The organism is Clavibacter davisi (assembly GCF_052751415.1).
Genome location: NZ_CP199882.1, coordinates 1,591,694 through 1,608,276, shown reverse-complemented (window position 1 = coordinate 1,608,276; position 16,583 = coordinate 1,591,694). Strand labels below are relative to the sequence as shown.

The following is a 16,583-nucleotide window of genomic DNA, read 5'->3' as shown; positions in this document are numbered from 1 at the left end:
AGGGGCGGTCGGCTGATGCCGACCGCCCCTCTCCCGCTGTGCGGGCCTAGCGGGCGGGGATCGCCGCCGTCAGGTTCTTGCGCGAGGTGAGGACCTGGTCGATCAGGCCGTACTCGAGCGCCTCGTCCGCGCCGAGGATCTTGTCGCGCTCGATGTCGCGATTGATCTGGTCGCGGTCGCGGTTGGTGTGCTTCGCGAGCGTGTCCTCGAGCCAGGAGCGCATGCGCATGATCTCCGCCGCCTGGATCTCGATGTCGGAGGCCTGGCCGCCGCTCGACTCGCCCGTGGCGGGCTGGTGGATGAGCACCCGCGCGTTGGGCAGCGCGAGGCGCTTGCCGGGTGCACCGCCCGCGAGCAGCACGGCCGCGGCGGACGCCGCCTGGCCGAGGCAGACCGTCTGGATCTGCGGCGACACGTACTGCATCGTGTCGTAGATGGCCGTCATGGCCGTGAAGGAGCCGCCGGGCGAGTTGATGTACATCACGATGTCGCGGTCCGGGTCCATCGACTCGAGCACGAGCAGCTGGGCCATGACGTCATCCGCCGACGCGTCGTCCACCTGGACGCCGAGGAAGATGATGCGGTCCTCGAAGAGCTTCGCGTACGGGTCCTGGCGCTTGTAGCCGTAGGCCGTGCGCTCCTCGAAGCTGGGGAGGATGTACCGCGACGACGGGCTCGTGGCGGTGGAGCCGGCGCCGCGGGCGCCGCCGAAGGTGGGGAGTTCCATGTTCTCTTCTCTTACCTGTCTCGAAAGTCGCGGGCTCTAGGAGGTCTCGGTGCCGCCGCCGCCGACGACGTCGGTCGCGGACTCGCGGATGTGGTCGACGAAGCCGTACTCGAGCGCCTCCTGGGCCGTGAACCAGCGGTCGCGGTCGCCGTCCTCGTTGATCTGCTCGGCCGTCTTGCCGGTCTGACCGGCGGTGATCTCGGCGAGGCGCTGCTTCATCGAGAGGATGAGCTGGGCCTGCGTCTGGATGTCGCTCGACGTGCCGCCGAAGCCGCCGTGGGGCTGGTGCAGCAGCACGCGCGCGTTCGGCGTGATGTAGCGCTTGCCCTTCGTGCCGCTCGTGAGGAGCAGCTGGCCCATGGAGGCGGCCATGCCGATCCCGACGGTGACGATGTCGTTGGGGACGAACTGCATGGTGTCGTAGATGGCCATTCCCGCGGTGATGGAACCGCCGGGCGAGTTGATGTACAGGAAGATGTCCTTCTCGGAATCCTCCGCCGCCAGCAGCAGGATCTTCGCGCAGATCTCGTTCGCGTTGTCGTCGCGGACCTCGGATCCGAGCCAGATGATGCGGTCCTTCAGCAGTCGGTCAAAAACACCGGGTACCAGTGTCGGTTCGGCCATTGTTCGAGCTCCCATTCATTCGTCGCTTCGAGTGATGAATCTATCGGAGCGCATCCGCCGCTACGGCCGTGTTCGCCGCGGGCGGAGAGCGCAGCCGCCGCGGGCGGAGAGCGCAGCCGCCGCGGGCGGAGAGCACAGCCGCCGCGGGCGGAGAGCACACCCGCCGCGGGCGGAGAGCACACCCGCCGCGGGCGGAGAGCACAGCCGCCGCGGGCGGAGGGCACAGCCGCCGCGGGCGGAGAGCACAACCGCCGGACGCACGAGGGCCCGGGGAGCATCTGCTCCCCGGGCCCTGATGATGCCGGCCGCGCGAGCGGCGGCGGATGCGGCTACTCGGAGTCCGCGGCCTTCGCGGCGGCCTTCTTCTTGGGCGCCGCCTTCTTCTTCGGCTTCTCGGCCGGCGCCTCCTCGGCGGCGGGGGCCGAGGTCTCCTCCTCCGCGGGGGCGTCGGCGACGACGGCCTCGGCGTCCGCGTCCCCGGGCTCCTCGGTCACCGCGTCCGCGTCGCGCACGACGGGCTGCGTGAACTCGGTCACGTCGACGACCTTGCCGTCGGCGTCCACGACCTTCGCCTTGTCGAGCACGACCGCGAGGGCCTTGTTGCGCGCGACCTCGCCGACCATGGCGGGGATCTGGTTGTTCTGCTGCAGCACCTGGACGAACTCGTTCGGCTCCATGTTGTACTGCTGCGCACCCTGGATGAGGTACTGGGTCAGCTCGTCCTGGCTGACCTGCAGCTCCTCCTTCTCGGCGATGACGTCGAGGAGCAGCTGCTGGCGGAACGCCTTCTCGCTGGACTCCTTGACCTCGGCGCGGTGCACGTCGTCCTCGAGGCGGTTCTCGTTCTCGAGGTGGCGCTGCACCTCGTCCTCGACGAGCTTCTCGGGGACGGGGATCTCGACGGTCTCGAGGAGCTTGTCGACGATCTGGTCGCGCGCCTGGGTGACCTGGCCGAAGACCTTGGACTTGCCCAGCTGCACCTGGAGGTCGGCGCGCAGCTCGTCGATGGTGTCGAACTCGCTGGCGATCTGCGCGAAGTCGTCGTCGGCGTCGGGCAGCTCGCGCTCCTTGACGGACTGGACGGTCACGGCGATCTCGGCCGTCTCGCCCTCGTTGTCGCCGCCGAGCAGCTTCGACTCGAACGTGGTGCTCTCGCCGGCGGTGAGGGACTCGAGCGCCTCGTCGATGCCGTCGATGAGGTCGCCGGAGCCGAGCTCGTAGGAGATGCCGCTCGCGGTGTCGACGGCGTTGCCGGCGATCGTCGCGGTGAGGTCGATCTGGACGAAGTCGCCCGTCTTCGCGGGGCGGTCGACCGTGATCAGCGTGCCGAAGCGGCTGCGCAGTCCGTCGAGCTCGGTGCCGACCTCGTCGTCGGTGACCTCGACGGCGTCGACCGTGAGCTCGAGGCCCTCGTAGGAGGGGAGGTCGAACTCGGGGCGCACGTCGACCTCGATCTCGAGGAGCAGGTCGCCGGTGAGGTCCTTGCCGGGCCACTCCTTGACGTCCGCCTCGGGGCGGCCGAGGGGACGGATGTCCGTCTCCTTCACCGCGGCCTGGTAGAAGCCGTCCATGCCGTCGTTCACGGCGTGCTCCAGCACGGCCTCGCGGCCGACGCGCTGGTCGATGATGGCGGGCGGCACCTTGCCCTTGCGGAAGCCGGGGATGGCGACCTGCTCGGCGATGTGGCCGTAGGCGTGGTCGATGTGCGGCTTCAGGTCTTCGGGGGTGGCAGAGATCGCGAGCTTGACGCGCGTGGGGCTCAGCTTTTCGACCGTGGTCTTCACGTGTGGAGTTCTCCTGTAATCGCGGTACACGCCTCGGCTGAGACGGCATTTCGTCGTCGGGGATGTGGTCGGGGCGACAGGACTCGAACCTGCGGTCTTCCGCTCCCAAAGCGGACGCGCTAGCCACTACGCTACGCCCCGGCTGCCACGCATTCCCGTGCGGTCGAGGCGATGACCGCTCCCCTGACGTGCAGGCGCGCGGAAGCCGGATCGACCGTGGCACAGCCTATCCGACTCGTGCCCGGCGCTGGTCACCGCCGGGCGGGGGCTGCGCTACGCTGGATCCCGCGCATCCGGCTCGCGGCCCTTCGGGGCGGCGGTGCCGACGTCGCGGGGATGTAGCTCAATGGTAGAGCCTCAGTCTTCCAAACTGATCACGCGGGTTCGATTCCCGTCATCCCCTCCATCCGCGTCCGCCGCCCCTCTCCCAGGGCAGGTGGGTCCACCCCTCCCCGCACCCCGCTGCCCCGTGCCGCACCCGTCGGCCCGGCGGATCCGGGACGTCACGGCGTGCCGGCACGCCTGTCCGCGCGGCGCTGACCCCCTCGGGAGCCGGTAAGCCATGCCTCAGCTTGCTTGCGGGCGCCGCGGCGATGCGCGAGATTGACGGCATCGTCCGCAGCTCGCTGACCGCACCCACGCACGAGGAGACCCCATGACCGACACCGTCCACGTCCCCACCAGCTCCGCCTCCGCCGACGTCGCCGCCGGCGTCGCGCAGTTCCTCAGCCCCGTCGTCGTGAACCTCCAGGCGCTCGCCGTCAACGGCAAGCAGGCGCACTGGCACGTCCGCGGCGCCAACTTCATCGGCGTGCACGAGTTCCTCGACGTGCTCGTCTCCCACGCGCAGGTCTGGGCCGACACCGCGGCCGAGCGCGTCGTCGCCCTCGGGCTCCCGATCGACGCCCGCATCGAGACGGTGGCCGCCTCCACCACGACCGCGGCGCTGACGCCCGGCTTCCGCCCGTCCAGCGCGACCATCGCCGAGGTCATCGCCCAGATCGACGCGACGATGGAGCTCGTGAACCGCGCCGTGCAGGAGCTCGGGGAGATCGACGTGAACAGCCAGGACGTCGCCATCGAGATCGCCCGCGGTCTCGAGAAGGACCGCTGGTTCCTGTTCGCCCACATCAGCGAGTAGCCCGCCGCACGGCATCAGCCGCCGACGGTCGAGGGGCCCGGATCCGCCGAGGATCCGGGCCCCTCCGTCGTCTCGGCGCCGGATCAGCCCCGGCCCGGCATCAGGCCTGGCAGTACGGGCACCAGTAGAGCTTCCGTCCGGCGGCCTCCTCCATCACGATGTTCGTGCCGCACACCCGGCACGGCAGCCCCTCGCGGTGGTAGACCCAGTGGCGGTCGGCGCGGTTGCGCAGCGCCGCCTCGAGCTTCCTGCCGCGCAGGCCGTCCATGGTCATCATCTGGCCGACCTCGACGCCCTTGCGGAGGAGCTTCGACCAGTCCTTCCAGAGCCCGCGGACCACGTCCTCGGGCACGTCGCGCCCCGGGGTGTGCGGGTTCTGCCGCGCGCGGAAGAGCAGCTCCGCGCGGTAGACGTTGCCGATCCCGCTGACGACCGACTGGTCCATGAGCAGCAGCCCGATGGCGGTGGGCTTCTTCCGCACGGTGGCCGTGAAGCGGTCCTCGGAGCGCTTGCCGCCGTCGACGAGGGGATCGGGCCCGAGCTTGTCGATGGCCTCCCGCACCTCCCCGGGGTCGGCGACGACGCACGCGGTGGGCCCGCGGAGGTCCGCGACCGCGCGCTCGGTGAGGAGCCGCACGCGCACCTGGCCCACGGGCTCGGGCGGCCACGCATCGGCCGAGAACGGGTCGTGCACCTTCTCCTGCTCCGCCATCCGGAGCCGCGCCCGGCGGGGCGCGCCGATGCTCGCGAGCGAGTCCTCGGCATCCGCGTCGACCGGCGCGTCGTCGACGCGATCGTCCACAGGCACGTCGCCCCGCATGCCGTTCTGGCCCATGCGGTTGAGCGTCGACACGTCGCCCGCGAAGTCCCACGCGCCGTAGAGGCCGAGGTGCACGCGCAGCCAGACGTCGCCGTCGAACTCGAGGAACATCTGCTTGCCGACGGCCTTCGCGGCGAGGAGCCGGCGGCCGTCGAGCACGGCGGCGCCCTCGGCGAAGCGGCCCTGGGGCGAGGACGCCTGCACCACGTCGCCCACGAAGTGCGCCTCGAACTGCTTCGCGATCCGGTGGATCGAATGCCCCTCGGGCACGGCGGCCTAGTCGGTGACGGGGTGACCGGCGATGGCCCCCGTCGTCTCGTACTCGGCGAGCTGCGCGATGCGGCGCGCGTGCCGCTCCTCCTCGGAGAACGGCTCGGCGATGAACGCGTCGATGAACGACACGGCCTCGTCGACGGTGTGCTGACGCGCGCCGATCGAGATCACGTTGGCGTCGTTGTGCTGGCGGGCGAGCACCGCGGTCGAGAGGTTCCAGACGAGCGCCGCGCGCACGCCCTCGACCTTGTTGGCGGCGATCTGCTCGCCGTTGCCGGATCCGCCGAAGACCACGCCGAGCGCGGTCGTGCCGCGGCGCTGGTCGGCGACGACCGCGCGGGCGGCACGGATGCAGAACGACGGGTAGTCGTCGAGCGCGTCGTACGCCGTCGGGCCGTGGTCGACGACCTCGTGCCCGGCGCCCGTCAGGTGCTCGGCGAGGTGCCTCGAGAAGTCGAGGCCCGCGTGGTCGGTCGCGATGTGGATGCGCATCGGGTGCACTCCTCCTGCCGCGCGTCGCGGCGTCGTGCCCGCACGGCGGGCGTACCGCGCGCGAGGCGGCCGGCACCCGCGGGCGCCGGCCGCCGCACGCGCGACGGGAACGGGGTCAGTCGAAGATCGGGCCGACGGTGCGCGAGCGCTTGATCTCGAAGAAGCCGGGGTACCCGGCCACCGCGACGACGCCGTCCCACAGCTTGACGGCCTCCTCGCCCTTCGGCGCGGGCGAGATGACGGGGCCGAAGAAGGCCACGCCGTCGACCGCGATGACGGGCGTGCCGACGTCCTGGCCGACGCGCTCGATGCCGTCGAAGTGGCTCGCGCGCATCGGCTCGTCGTACCGGTCGGTGCGGCTGGTCTCGGCGAGCCCCGCCGGGAGGCCGAGCTCCGCGAGGACCTCGGGGATGACGACGTCGGCGTCCTTCTGGTCGCGGAGGTGGATCCGCGTGCCCAGCGCGTCGTACAGCGGCTTGACGTGCTCGGCGCCGTGCTCGGCCTCGACGGCGGCGACGAGGCGCGTGAAGCGGAGCGCGCGCGGGAGGAACTCCGCGAACTTCGGGTCGTCGGCCTTGTCCTCGTTGAGGACGGCGAGGCTCATGACGCGCCAGGTGATGTCGAGGTCGCGGTGGCGGGCGACCTCGTCGACCCAGCGGGAGGTCATCCACGCCCACGGGCAGGAGGGGTCGAACCAGAACTCGACGGCGGTCGTGCGGGGGCTGCTCTGTACGTCGGACATGCCGCCAGCCTAGGTCAGCCGACGGAATAGGATCGGCGCTGAAGCGGCGCCGCTCCCGCCCCGGCATCCCCGGTCCCCGACCGCCCGATGGCCCGTCACGCGAGGCGCGGTCCGCATGCACGGCCCACCCACCTCACGGACGAGCAGGAGCACCATGCCAGGAGAGAACCTCACCCGCGTCGAGGCCGAGGAGCGCGCGGCGCTCCTCGACGTGACGGAGTACGACGTGACGCTCGACCTCACCCGGGGAGCGGAGGTGTTCGGATCCACCACGACCGTGCGCTTCACGGCCACGGCGGGCGCGTCCACGTTCATCGACGCGATCACGCGCACGGTGCACGCCGTGACCCTGAACGGCCGCGAGCTCGACCCGGCCGACGTCAACGACGGCGTGCGCATCCGACTCGACGACCTCGCGCAGGAGAACGCGCTGACGGTCGTCGCCGACGCCATGTACACGAACACGGGCGAGGGCCTGCACCGCTTCGTGGATCCCGTCGACGACGAGGTCTACCTCTACTCGCAGTTCGAGGTGCCGGACTCCCGCCGCATGTTCGCGGTGTTCGAGCAGCCCGACCTGAAGGCCGTCTTCCGCTTCACGGTCACGGCGCCGTCGCACTGGGAGGTCGTGTCCAACTCCCCCACGCCCGAGCCCACGGCCGCCGCCGACGGCGCGTCCACCTGGACCTTCGAGCCCACGCTCCGCATGTCGAGCTACATCACCGCGCTCATCGCGGGCCCCTACGGCGTCGTCCGCAGCGAGTTGACCTCGAGCGACGGCCGCACGATCCCGCTCGGCGTCTTCGCGCGCAAGTCGCTCATGGAGCACCTCGACGCCGACTACGTCTTCGAGAAGACCCGCGAGGGCTTCGCGTTCTACGAGGAGCGCTTCGCGTACCCCTACCCTTTCCCCAAGTACGACCAGCTCTTCGTCCCCGAGTTCAACGCGGGAGCGATGGAGAACGCGGGCGCCGTCACGTTCGTGGAGAGCTACGTCTTCCGCTCCAAGGTCACGGACGCCGTGAAGGAGCGCCGGGTCACGACGATCCTGCACGAGCTCGCGCACATGTGGTTCGGCGACCTCGTCACCATGAAGTGGTGGGACGACCTGTGGCTCAACGAGTCGTTCGCGACCTACATCTCGACCCTGGCGACCGCCGAGGCCACCGAGTGGACGGGCGCCTGGACCACGTTCAACGCCGGCGAGAAGTCCTGGGCCTACAACCAGGACCAGCTGCCGAGCACGCACCCCGTCTACGCGACCATCAACGACCTGGAGGACGTGCAGGTCAACTTCGACGGCATCACGTATGCCAAGGGCGCCTCGGTCCTCCGCCAGCTCGTGGCCTACGTCGGCCAGGACGAGTTCCTCGCGGGCGTCGCCGCCTACTTCCAGCGCCACGCCTTCGGCAACTCGACGCTCCGCGACTTCACCTCGGAGCTCGAGGGCACGAGCGGCCGCGACCTCGAGCGCTGGACCGACCTGTGGCTGAAGACCTCGGGCGTGAACACGCTGCGTCCCGAGATCGAGACCGACGAGGACGGCGTCATCACGTCCTTCGCCGTGCTGCAGGAGGCGGCGGCGGACTACCCGACGCTCCGCCCGCACCGCCTCGCGATCGGCTTCTACGAGCTGCGCGACGCGCACCTGGTGCGCACCGAGCGCTTCGAGCTCGACGTGGACGGCGACCGCACCGAGGTCGCCGAGCTCGTCGGCCGCCAGCGCCCGGCGCTCGTGCTGCTCAACGACGACGACCTCACCTACGCGAAGATCCGGCTGGATCCCGCGTCGCTCGAGGTCGCGATGCGCCACCTGGCCGCGTTCGAGGACTCGCTCGCCCGCTCGCTCGTCTTCGCCTCCGTGTGGGACGCGACGCGCGACGGCGAGATCCGGGCCCGCGACTACGCGCGCCTCGTGCTCGACAACGTCGCCACCGAGGACGAGTCCACGGCCCTCCGCTACGCGCTCGCGCAGCTCACGGTCGCGGCGTCCACGTACTCGGCGCCCGACCACCGGGACGAGCTGCTCGCGACGGTCGCGACCGAGCTGTGGGCGCTCACCGCGCAGGCGGCGCCCGGATCCGACAACCAGTTCCAGTTCCTGCGCACCTTCGCGCAGGTCGCGGCCGAGCCCGCGCAGCTGGACCACGTGCAGGCGCTCCTCGACGGCACCGAGACGCTCGAGGGCGTCGAGATCGACGCCGACCTCCGCTGGGAGCTGCTGACCGCGCTCGTCGCGGGCGGGCGCGCCGGCACCGCCGAGATCGACGCCGCGCTCGCGGCCGACCGCACGGCGACGGGCGCGCAGTCCGCCGCCCAGGCCCGCGCGGCGCTGCCCACGGCGGAGGGCAAGCAGGCGGCGTGGGCATCCGTGTGGGAGGCCGACACCGAGCCGAACACCATCGTGCGCACCACGGGCCTCGGCTTCCGCCGCGCAGCCGACACGGAGCTCCTGCGTCCGTTCGTCGCCGCCTACTTCGACGCGCTGCAGGGCGTGTGGGAGTCGCGGAGCTACGCCATCGCGGCGGCGCTCATCGGCGGCTTCTACCCGTCGCCGCTCGCGGACGCCGAGCTGCGCGACGCGACCGTCGCCTGGCTCGACGCGAACCCCGAGCCGCCGGCGCTCCGCCGCCTCGTCAGCGAGCTGCTGTCGGGCGTCGAGCGGGCGCTGCGGGCGCAGGCGAAGGACGCCGAGTAGCGGCATCCGCACGCCGGGAGGGGTCGGTCGCGCAGGCGGCCGCCCCCTCCCGCGTCCCGCCCGATCGCCCTCCGCGACCCGTGCGCACCCAGGACCGGCCCGGCACCCCGCCGGTACACTCGGGCGGATGACCACCCCTCTCCTCCTCCCCCTCGGAAGCGCGTCGCGATGGACCTGAGCATGGTGTGCTGCGGCGACGGCTCGTTCTTCTCCACCTGGGGCGTGCTGATCCAGGTCGTCTCGATCGTCATCGGCGCTTTCATCGCCCGGTGGATCCTCCTCGTCGTGATCCGCAACACGGTCGACCAGATCGTGTCCGGCGTCAAGAAGCGCCAGAACGTCGACGACACGCAGTCGATCCAGGCGTCACCCCTCACCGCCGTCCGCGTCGTGCAGCGCACGCGCACGCTCGGCAGCGTCCTCAGCAACATCACCACGGTCGTGATCGTCGTGATCGCGATGTCGCTCGCCGTCACCGCAGTCAACCCCGACATCCTCAGCTCCCTCGCCCTCCTCACCGCCGCCCTCGGCGCGGGCCTCGGCTTCGGCGCGCAGAACATCGTCAAGGACATCCTCAACGGCCTGTTCATGGTGGTCGAGGACCAGCTCGGCGTCGGCGACGTGGTCGACGTGGGGCCGGCCACGGGCGTCGTCGAGACGGTCGGCATCCGCATCACCACGCTCCGCGACGTCAACGGCACGCTCTGGTTCGTGCGCAACGGCGAGATCCTCCGCGTCGGCAACATGTCGCAGGGCTGGGCCCGCGTCGTCATCGACCTCGCCGTCCCGTACGACACCGACGTGCAGGCCGTGCAGGAGCGCATGCTCGCGACCGCCACCGAGCTGGCGACCACGCCCAAGTGGCGCTCGCGCATCGTCGAGAAGCCGGAGCTGTGGGGCATCGAGTCGATCGCGGAGTCGGCCGTGGTCATCCGCATCGTCGTGAAGACCCGGAGCAACGCGCGCGACGACGTCTCCCGGGAGCTCCGCGGTCGCCTCAAGGCCGCGCTCGACCGGATGGACGTCACCCTGCCGTCGCTGTCCGCCGTCGTCCTCACGGGCTTCGACAGCGCCGCCAGCGTGGGCGGCGCGCACCCGCCGCGCACCGTCCCGACCCCCGTGCAGCAGCCCGAGGCGCCGGCGCCCAAGAAGCGCGCCGCGCGCAAGGCGGCCCAGCGACCGCCGGCCGCGCGGATCTCCGCACCGGAGGGCCCCGCGTCCCCGGTCGTCCGCGGCGCCGCCGGCCCCCCGCAGGATCCGCGCGCCACGCGCGTGATCCCGACGCAGGATCCCGCGCCCGCCGCGCGCCCCGACGGCGAGGACGAGGTCACGGCCACCTGGACGGTGCTGCCCGAGGATCCGGAGCCCGCCGCCGACCCGTCGGCCGACGATGCGTCCGCCGACGCCGCTCCCCCGAGGCCGCCGCGCGCCCCTCGCGCCCCGCGGAAGCCCGCGACGCCGCCCGAGGGATCCTGATGGCCGACCTGCTCGGGAGCTCCTTCTACGGCGACGTCGGCGGCCGCCCCACCTTCGAGAGGCTCGTCCGCGAGTTCTACCGCGGCGTCGCCGACGATCCGGTGCTGGTCGCCATGTACCCGGAGGAGGACCTCGAGGGCGCCATCCAGCGCCTCACCGGGTTCCTCGAGCAGTACTGGGGCGGGCCGACGACCTACAGCGAGGAGCGCGGCCACCCGCGGCTCCGGATGCGGCACATGCCGTTCCGCGTGAACCCGGACGCCCGCGACCGGTGGCTCGCGCACATGCGGGTCGCGGTCGACTCCCTCGACCTGCCGCCGATGCACGAGGCGCAGCTCTGGGACTACCTCGAGCGCGCCGCCCACGCGATGGTCAACACCTTCGACGAGTCCTGAACCACCAGCGCCGCCCCCGTCCCGGAGGACGGGGGGGCGGCGATCGCCTAGAGGCGGCGGATCAGCACGTGCCCGCGGGACGTCGTGAGTCGCATCCACGGCCCCGCGCGGAACACGGCCACCGGCGGCTCGTCGTCGTCCGCCTCCGCGTCCGGGGCGGGATCCGGCCCGAGGAACCCCAGGCTGTAGGCCGCGAACGCCCCGCCCGCGACCACGTCCGGCGCGCCGTCCACGGGGCGTCCCCAGACCTCTCCGCGCACGCGGGAGACGATCTGCTCGCCGATGCCGGAGGGCACGGCGGCCGCGACCTCGTCGATTCCGGCCCGTGCGGCCGCGCGCAGGGCGGCGGCGGCCACGTCGTCGACCCGCTCCCATCCGGCCCGCGGCGGGGAGATGCCCGCCCACGCGGCCGTCGCGGTGTCCGGCGGCACGAGCACGCCGACGGGCTCGCCGGGAGATCCGGTGGCGGGCCCCTCGAGCCGCGCGAGCCGGTCGAGCAGCGCGCGGATCGGCACGACGCTGTCGACGGGCGCCCGCGTGTCCGCGGCGAAGGTCCGCAGGCCGAGGACGGTGGGCGCCCGGTCGAGGAGGCCCGCCGGCTGCAGCACCGAGGTGTACACGGCGAGCACGCCCCCGGATCCGATGAGCCGCACGGCTCCGTCGTCGACGCGGGCCGAGCGCCCGAGGAAGGTCTGCAGGTCGCCGAGGGCGAGGGCGTCCCGGAGGGCGAAGGAGGGCGTCATGGCCTGTCTAAGCTACTGGATGCGCCCGGGCGACCCGCCCGGCAGCCCGGCCGCCCGAGGTCGGCCCGTACGCCGGAGGACCCATGACCGACCACGCATCCGACACCCCCGACGACACCGCGGGCGGCCCGCTCGCCGGGCTCCTCACCGCGCTCGACCTCACGGACACCGGCGCCCGCACGAGCGAGGACATCTCCACCGGCCCGTCGCAGTGGATGCCCATGGGCCGCGTCTTCGGCGGCCAGGTGCTCGCGCAGTCGCTCGTCGCGGCGATGCGCACGACCGAGGCCGACCGCCGCGTGCACAGCATGCACGGCTACTTCCTCCGCCCCGGCGACGTCACGAAGCCCATCACGTTCTCGGTGGACCGCATCCACGACGGGCGCTCCTTCTCCACGCGGCGCACGCAGGCCTACCAGGACGGCCGCCCGATCCTGTCGATGATCGCGTCGTTCCAGGACGGCGACGAGGGCCTCGAGCACCAGGCGCCCATGCCGGAGGGCATCCCCGAGCCGGAGTCCCTGCCGAGCGCGCACGACGTGCTGTCGCGCATCGAGCACCCCGTCGCGAAGCACTGGGCCAACGACCGTCCGTTCGACATGCGCCACGTCGAGCAGCCCGTGTACTTCGGCGCGGCCGAGGAGCGCGTCGCCCACCAGGCCGTCTGGATCCGCGCGATCGGCCGCCTGCCCGACGACCCGGCCGTGCACCTCGCGTCCCTCGCCTACGCGAGCGACTACTCGATCCTCGAGTCGATCTACCGGCGCCACGGCCTCAGCTGGGCCACCCCCGGCATCAAGACCGCGAGCCTCGACCACGCCATGTGGTTCCACCGCTTCGGCCGCGCCGACGAGTGGATGCTCTACGTGCAGGAGTCCACGAGCGCGCAGGGCGGGCGCGGCCTCTCGCTCGGCCGCATCTACTCGCGCGACGGCGTGCTGCTGGCGAGCGTCGCGCAGGAGGGCATGGTGCGCGTCCCCGCCGACGCGCGCGGCTGACCCCGGCCCGGCACGGCGGCCGGCGCCCCGTGCGCCGCGCCGCTCACCCCCGTCGACTGAACGCCACGGGCTCCTCGAGGTACGCGCTCCACCCGGCTCGCTCGGCGTCGGTGATGCGGCGCGGACGGCCGGTGGCGGCGTCCACCAGCACGATGGTGGTCGAGGCGCGCGCGTACAGCGCCGCCGGCTCGACGCCCGCGGGCGTCCGCACCTCGTAGCAGGCCTCGAGGCTGGAGCCGCCGAGGCGCCCCAGCCACACCTGCACGTCGAGCGGCCTCCGCCCGTACGAGATGGGCAGCAGGTACTCGACCTCCTGCCGGGCGATCATCGTCATGGTGCTCGCACCCGCGGACGCGTGGATGAGCGCCATCCCCGGATCCACGCCCTCGCCGTCGTCGTCGCCCCGCCAGAAGGCGCGGACGCGCGCCTCCTCCAGCAGCCGGAGCACCTCCACGTTGTTCACGTGGTCGTAGGCGTCGAGGTCGGCCCACCGGAGGTGGACGGGGACGTGGACCCGGGTCACGGGATCAGTCGCGCGTCAGCTTGCGGTACGCCGAGCGGTGGGGCTTCGCGGCGTCCGCGCCGAGGCGCTCGATCTTGTTCTGCTCGTACGACTCGAAGTTGCCCTCGAACCAGTACCAGTTCGCCGGGTCATCCTCCGTGCCCTCGTACGACAGGATGTGCGTCGCGATCCGGTCGAGGAACCACCGGTCGTGGGTGATGACCACGGCGCAGCCGGGGAACTCGAGGAGCGCGTTCTCGAGGCTGCCGAGCGTCTCGACGTCCAGGTCGTTGGTGGGCTCGTCGAGCAGCAGGAGGTTGCCGCCCTGCTTGAGCGTGAGCGCGAGGTTCAGGCGGTTGCGCTCGCCACCGGAGAGGATGCCGGCCTTCTTCTGCTGGTCCGGCCCCTTGAACCCGAAGGTGGAGACGTAGGCGCGCGCCGGCACCTCCTGCTTGCCGACCTGGATGTAGTCCTGCCCGTCCGAGACGACCTCGAAGAGCGACTTCTCGGGGTCGATGCCGCCGCGGCTCTGGTCGACGTAGGAGATGTCGACCGTGTCGCCGACCTTGAGCTCACCGGAGTCGAGTGGCTCGAATCCCACGATCGTCTTGAACAGCGTGGTCTTGCCGACGCCGTTCGGGCCGATGACGCCGACGATGCCGTTGCGCGGCAGCGTGAACGAGAGGTCGTCGATGAGGACGCGCTCCCCGAACTGCTTGTGCAGCTTGTTCGCGTCGATGACCTGCGAGCCGAGGCGCGGGCCGACGGGGATCTGGATCTCCTCGAAGTCCAGCTTCCTCGTGCGCTCCGCCTCCGTCACCATCTCCTCGTAGCGGGCGAGGCGCGCCTTGGACTTCGCCTGGCGGCCCTTCGCGTTGCTGCGGACCCAGTCGAGCTCCTCGGCGAGGCGCTTGGAGAGCTTCGCGTCCTTCTTGCCCTGGACGCTGAGGCGCTCCTGCTTCTTCTCGAGGTACGTCGAGTAGTTGCCCTCGTAGGGGTAGAGGCGGCCGCGGTCGACCTCGGCGATCCACTCGGCCACGTGGTCGAGGAAGTACCGGTCGTGGGTCACGGCGAGGACGGCGCCCGGGTACTTGGAGAGGTGCTGCTCGAGCCAGAGCACGCTCTCGGCGTCGAGGTGGTTGGTGGGCTCGTCGAGGAGCAGGAGGTCGGGCTTCTGGAGCAGCAGCTTGCAGAGCGCCACGCGGCGCTTCTCGCCACCGGAGAGGTTCGCGACAGAGGCATCGCCCGGCGGGGTGCGGAGCGCGTCCATCGCCTGCTCGAGCTGCGAGTCGAGCTCCCAGCCGTCGGCGGCGTCGATGGCCTCCTGCAGCGTGCCCATCTCGGCGAGGAGCGTGTCGAAGTCGGCGTCGGGCTCGGCCATGGCCGCGGCGATCTCGTTGTAGCGGTCGACCTGCGCCTTGAGCGGGCCGACGCCCTCCTGGACGTTCTCGAGGACGGTCTTCGACTCGTCGAGCTCGGGCTCCTGCATGAGGATGCCGACCGAGTAGCCGGGCGACAGCTTGGCCTCGCCGTTGCTCGGGGTGTCGAGGCCCGCCATGATCTTGAGGATCGTGGACTTGCCCGCGCCGTTCGGTCCGACGACGCCGATCTTGGCGCCCGGGATGAACGACATCGTGACGTCGTCGAGGATCAGCTTGTCGCCGACCGACTTCCGGGCGCGGACCATCGAGTAGATGTATTCAGCCATGGGGCGAGTCTATTCAGTGCCGCGGGCGGCCGGACGCCGCCGCGTGCCGACCGTCGGTCACCAGTCGATCGCGCGGGTCTGCCCCACGAGGCAGCGGCCGGAGGACAGGGCGGGCTCGACGTGCGCGGAGAAGCCGTCCTGCGCGCGCTGGCCGATGAGGCAGCCGTCGCCCATCCGCACGGCCACGAGGATCGAGTCGACGGAGTTGCCCAGCGGCGTGGCGTCCGCCGTGACCTCCATCTTGTCCTTCGGGAACCCGACACCGACGAGCGCGTCGACCATGGCGCGGCCCTTGGCGTTCGGATCCGCGGAGACGACCGCGCCCGCCGTGGCCTCGAACACGGGCAGGTTGGCGTCGGCCGTCCCCGCCAGATCGACGGTCGCCGCGGTGGGGGCGGCGGACGCCGCGTCGTCGGGCGTCGCGGGCGGGGCGGACGCCGGCACCGTCGGCTGCGTCGGAGTCGGCGTCTGCGTGCAGCCGCCCAGGACGAGCGCGGCGAGGAGCGCGGGAGCGGCCACGGCGGCGAAGCGGCCCCTCATGCGGCGGGCTCGTCCGCGCGGGCGGTGGCACCCGAGTCGCGTGCGCCGGGGGCCGGCGGGATGGCCAGGTCGTCGCCGCCGGCGCTCCCCCGGTCGTCGAAGGGGGAGGAAGCGGTCATGCTCGTGAGGATATCGCGGGCGATCGCCTCGAGCTGCGCGGTCTGCTCGGCGCTCAGCGGATCGAACACCGTGCGGAGCACCTCCTCGGCGTGCCCGGGAGCGGCGGACGCCAGCGTGCTGCGCCCCTCGTCCGTGAGCTCGGCGAGGAGGCTCCGGCCATCGCGCGGCGAGGGGACGCGGCGCACCCAGCCGAGCTGCTCGAGGCGCGTCACGGCATGCGAGGTGCGGCTCGCCGAGGCCTGCAGGGCGCGCGCGAGGACGCTCATCGGCAGCGCGTTGCCCTCGACCTCGGACAGCCGCACGAGGATCATGAAGTAGGCGTGGGGCATCGCGGCATCCCGGACCAGCTGCCGTTCGATGCGCTCGCTGACGTGGTTCAGCGCGACGATGACGGTCCGCCAGGCGCGCTGCTGATCCGGCTCGAGCCACCGGGGGGATCCGCTCATGATGCGATCCTAGGCCGCCGCGGCCGGGGCGCCATCGGGTGCGTCCCGGGCGGCCTCCGGACGGCGACCAGGGCCGCCTCGAGCTCCACGGAGTCGCCCTCCGGACGTCCCCCGCGGCGCGGGCGCAGCCGGCCCCGGACGACCACCTCGTCGCCCGCCTGGAGCGCGGAGAGGATGTCCGCCGCTCCCGTGCCCGTGCACGTCGCGAGGACGCCGCCGACGTGGAGGGCGGCCAGCTCCCAGCCGTCGACAGTCGTGATGCCGCGGACGCGCCCGCGGATCCGTCCGCGCAGGGCGACCTGCGGGCTCCCGTCGTCTCCGGCGTCGGGCACCGTCCCTCCGTCGCGCATGCCG

At 72.1% G+C, this 16,583-nt stretch carries 17 protein-coding genes and 2 tRNA genes; 6 read left to right on the top strand and 13 right to left on the bottom strand.

Annotated elements, in window-relative coordinates; genetic code table 11:
- Positions 1-46: 46 nt before the first annotated feature.
- From ACU4ZT_RS07665 to ACU4ZT_RS07650, 4 genes are all read right to left on the bottom strand, one after another.
- Positions 47-727, bottom strand: a complete 681-nt coding sequence (locus tag ACU4ZT_RS07665; RefSeq protein ID WP_012038151.1) for an ATP-dependent Clp protease proteolytic subunit — start codon at positions 725-727, stop codon at positions 47-49.
- A gap of 36 nt (positions 728-763) precedes the next feature.
- Positions 764-1,351 carry an ATP-dependent Clp protease proteolytic subunit gene (locus ACU4ZT_RS07660; RefSeq protein WP_012038150.1) on the bottom strand — a complete coding sequence of 196 codons (588 nt, stop codon included), beginning with the start codon at positions 1,349-1,351 and terminating at the stop codon, positions 764-766.
- Between the two features lie 329 nt (positions 1,352-1,680).
- Entirely contained in the window at positions 1,681-3,135 is a 1,455-nt protein-coding gene (gene tig, locus ACU4ZT_RS07655) for a trigger factor (RefSeq protein WP_445338579.1), read from the bottom strand.
- 65 nt (positions 3,136-3,200) lie between these two features.
- A tRNA-Pro gene (locus ACU4ZT_RS07650) sits at positions 3,201-3,276 on the bottom strand.
- A 191-nt stretch (positions 3,277-3,467) separates the two neighbouring features.
- Here ACU4ZT_RS07650 and ACU4ZT_RS07645 point away from each other — a divergent pair.
- Together ACU4ZT_RS07645 and ACU4ZT_RS07640 are read left to right on the top strand one after the other, a co-directional pair.
- Positions 3,468-3,541, top strand: a tRNA-Gly gene (locus ACU4ZT_RS07645).
- Between the two features lie 249 nt (positions 3,542-3,790).
- Complete coding sequence (locus tag ACU4ZT_RS07640) at positions 3,791-4,276, top strand: Dps family protein (protein ID WP_270980318.1); 486 nt, start codon at positions 3,791-3,793, stop codon at positions 4,274-4,276.
- A gap of 100 nt (positions 4,277-4,376) precedes the next feature.
- Here ACU4ZT_RS07640 and ACU4ZT_RS07635 read toward each other — a convergent pair whose 3' ends face one another.
- The 3 genes from ACU4ZT_RS07635 to ACU4ZT_RS07625 all read right to left on the bottom strand — a co-directional run bounded on the left by ACU4ZT_RS07635 (position 4,377) and on the right by ACU4ZT_RS07625 (position 6,603).
- Entirely contained in the window at positions 4,377-5,366 is a 990-nt protein-coding gene (locus tag ACU4ZT_RS07635) for an Fpg/Nei family DNA glycosylase (protein WP_063072757.1), read from the bottom strand.
- 6 nt (positions 5,367-5,372) lie between these two features.
- Positions 5,373-5,861 (bottom strand): ribose-5-phosphate isomerase, encoded by a 489-nt coding sequence (locus ACU4ZT_RS07630; protein WP_063072756.1) that lies wholly within the window; start codon positions 5,859-5,861, stop codon positions 5,373-5,375.
- Positions 5,862-5,976: 115 nt separating this feature from the next.
- A complete protein-coding gene (locus ACU4ZT_RS07625; RefSeq protein ID WP_063072755.1) occupies positions 5,977-6,603 on the bottom strand; it encodes a mycothiol-dependent nitroreductase Rv2466c family protein in 627 nt (208 codons plus the stop codon).
- Positions 6,604-6,757: 154 nt separating this feature from the next.
- Between ACU4ZT_RS07625 and pepN the strand changes: the two genes are divergently transcribed.
- The 3 genes from pepN to ACU4ZT_RS07610 all read left to right on the top strand — a co-directional run bounded on the left by pepN (position 6,758) and on the right by ACU4ZT_RS07610 (position 11,172).
- Entirely contained in the window at positions 6,758-9,301 is a 2,544-nt protein-coding gene (pepN, locus tag ACU4ZT_RS07620; RefSeq protein ID WP_445338576.1) for an aminopeptidase N, read from the top strand.
- Positions 9,302-9,469: 168 nt separating this feature from the next.
- Positions 9,470-10,777 (top strand): mechanosensitive ion channel family protein, encoded by a 1,308-nt coding sequence (locus ACU4ZT_RS07615; RefSeq protein ID WP_270980322.1) that lies wholly within the window; start codon positions 9,470-9,472, stop codon positions 10,775-10,777.
- Complete coding sequence (locus ACU4ZT_RS07610) at positions 10,777-11,172, top strand: globin (RefSeq protein WP_063072752.1); 396 nt, start codon at positions 10,777-10,779, stop codon at positions 11,170-11,172. Before ACU4ZT_RS07615 ends, ACU4ZT_RS07610 begins: the two co-directional genes overlap by 1 nt.
- 47 nt (positions 11,173-11,219) lie before the next feature.
- On the opposite strand, the gene ACU4ZT_RS07605 is transcribed toward ACU4ZT_RS07610, so the two are convergent.
- Positions 11,220-11,915: a DUF8185 domain-containing protein gene (locus ACU4ZT_RS07605; RefSeq protein ID WP_063072751.1), complete on the bottom strand. Its 696-nt coding sequence runs from the start codon at positions 11,913-11,915 to the stop codon at positions 11,220-11,222.
- Positions 11,916-11,998: 83 nt separating this feature from the next.
- On the opposite strand from ACU4ZT_RS07605, the gene ACU4ZT_RS07600 reads away from it, so the two are divergent.
- Positions 11,999-12,913, top strand: a complete 915-nt coding sequence (locus tag ACU4ZT_RS07600) for an acyl-CoA thioesterase (RefSeq protein WP_063072750.1) — start codon at positions 11,999-12,001, stop codon at positions 12,911-12,913.
- Between the two features lie 43 nt (positions 12,914-12,956).
- Here the strand turns inward: ACU4ZT_RS07600 and ACU4ZT_RS07595 are convergent, their stop codons facing one another.
- Genes ACU4ZT_RS07595 through ACU4ZT_RS07575 form a run of 5 tightly spaced genes read right to left on the bottom strand, consistent with a single transcriptional unit; the run spans position 12,957 to position 16,579 of the window.
- On the bottom strand, positions 12,957-13,436 hold the full coding sequence (locus ACU4ZT_RS07595; protein ID WP_063072749.1) for an acyl-CoA thioesterase: 480 nt from the start codon (positions 13,434-13,436) through the stop codon (positions 12,957-12,959).
- A 4-nt stretch (positions 13,437-13,440) separates the two neighbouring features.
- Positions 13,441-15,123 carry an energy-dependent translational throttle protein EttA gene (ettA, locus tag ACU4ZT_RS07590; protein WP_063072748.1) on the bottom strand — a complete coding sequence of 561 codons (1,683 nt, stop codon included), beginning with the start codon at positions 15,121-15,123 and terminating at the stop codon, positions 13,441-13,443.
- A gap of 57 nt (positions 15,124-15,180) precedes the next feature.
- Positions 15,181-15,663, bottom strand: coding sequence for a DUF6993 domain-containing protein (locus tag ACU4ZT_RS07585; protein WP_063072747.1), 483 nt, complete (start codon positions 15,661-15,663; stop codon positions 15,181-15,183).
- The gene (locus tag ACU4ZT_RS07580) at positions 15,660-16,229 is read right to left on the bottom strand and encodes a MarR family winged helix-turn-helix transcriptional regulator (RefSeq protein ID WP_063072746.1); all 570 of its coding nucleotides are present in this window, start codon (positions 16,227-16,229) and stop codon (positions 15,660-15,662) included. The genes ACU4ZT_RS07585 and ACU4ZT_RS07580 overlap by 4 nt, the downstream gene beginning before the upstream one ends.
- Positions 16,226-16,579: a hypothetical protein gene (locus ACU4ZT_RS07575; RefSeq protein WP_270980323.1), complete on the bottom strand. Its 354-nt coding sequence runs from the start codon at positions 16,577-16,579 to the stop codon at positions 16,226-16,228. Before ACU4ZT_RS07575 ends, ACU4ZT_RS07580 begins: the two co-directional genes overlap by 4 nt.
- Between the last annotated feature and the right edge of the window lie 4 nt (positions 16,580-16,583).

Excerpts from the sequence above, each read along its gene's own strand:
- ACU4ZT_RS07665 (WP_012038151.1), bottom strand. The coding sequence starts at position 727 with ATGGAACTCCCCACCTTCGGCGGCGCCCGCGGCGCCGGCTCCACCGCC.
- ACU4ZT_RS07660 (WP_012038150.1), bottom strand. The coding sequence starts at position 1,351 with ATGGCCGAACCGACACTGGTACCCGGTGTTTTTGACCGACTGCTGAAG.
- ACU4ZT_RS07640 (WP_270980318.1), top strand. The coding sequence starts at position 3,791 with ATGACCGACACCGTCCACGTCCCCACCAGCTCCGCCTCCGCCGACGTC.
- ACU4ZT_RS07630 (WP_063072756.1), bottom strand. The coding sequence starts at position 5,861 with ATGCGCATCCACATCGCGACCGACCACGCGGGCCTCGACTTCTCGAGG.
- ACU4ZT_RS07625 (WP_063072755.1), bottom strand. The coding sequence starts at position 6,603 with ATGTCCGACGTACAGAGCAGCCCCCGCACGACCGCCGTCGAGTTCTGG.
- pepN (WP_445338576.1), top strand. The coding sequence starts at position 6,758 with ATGCCAGGAGAGAACCTCACCCGCGTCGAGGCCGAGGAGCGCGCGGCG.
- ACU4ZT_RS07615 (WP_270980322.1), top strand. The coding sequence starts at position 9,470 with ATGGACCTGAGCATGGTGTGCTGCGGCGACGGCTCGTTCTTCTCCACC.
- ACU4ZT_RS07610 (WP_063072752.1), top strand. The coding sequence starts at position 10,777 with ATGGCCGACCTGCTCGGGAGCTCCTTCTACGGCGACGTCGGCGGCCGC.
- ACU4ZT_RS07605 (WP_063072751.1), bottom strand. The coding sequence starts at position 11,915 with ATGACGCCCTCCTTCGCCCTCCGGGACGCCCTCGCCCTCGGCGACCTG.
- ACU4ZT_RS07600 (WP_063072750.1), top strand. The coding sequence starts at position 11,999 with ATGACCGACCACGCATCCGACACCCCCGACGACACCGCGGGCGGCCCG.
- ettA (WP_063072748.1), bottom strand. The coding sequence starts at position 15,123 with ATGGCTGAATACATCTACTCGATGGTCCGCGCCCGGAAGTCGGTCGGC.
- ACU4ZT_RS07585 (WP_063072747.1), bottom strand. The coding sequence starts at position 15,663 with ATGAGGGGCCGCTTCGCCGCCGTGGCCGCTCCCGCGCTCCTCGCCGCG.
- ACU4ZT_RS07580 (WP_063072746.1), bottom strand. The coding sequence starts at position 16,229 with ATGAGCGGATCCCCCCGGTGGCTCGAGCCGGATCAGCAGCGCGCCTGG.
- ACU4ZT_RS07575 (WP_270980323.1), bottom strand. The coding sequence starts at position 16,579 with ATGCGCGACGGAGGGACGGTGCCCGACGCCGGAGACGACGGGAGCCCG.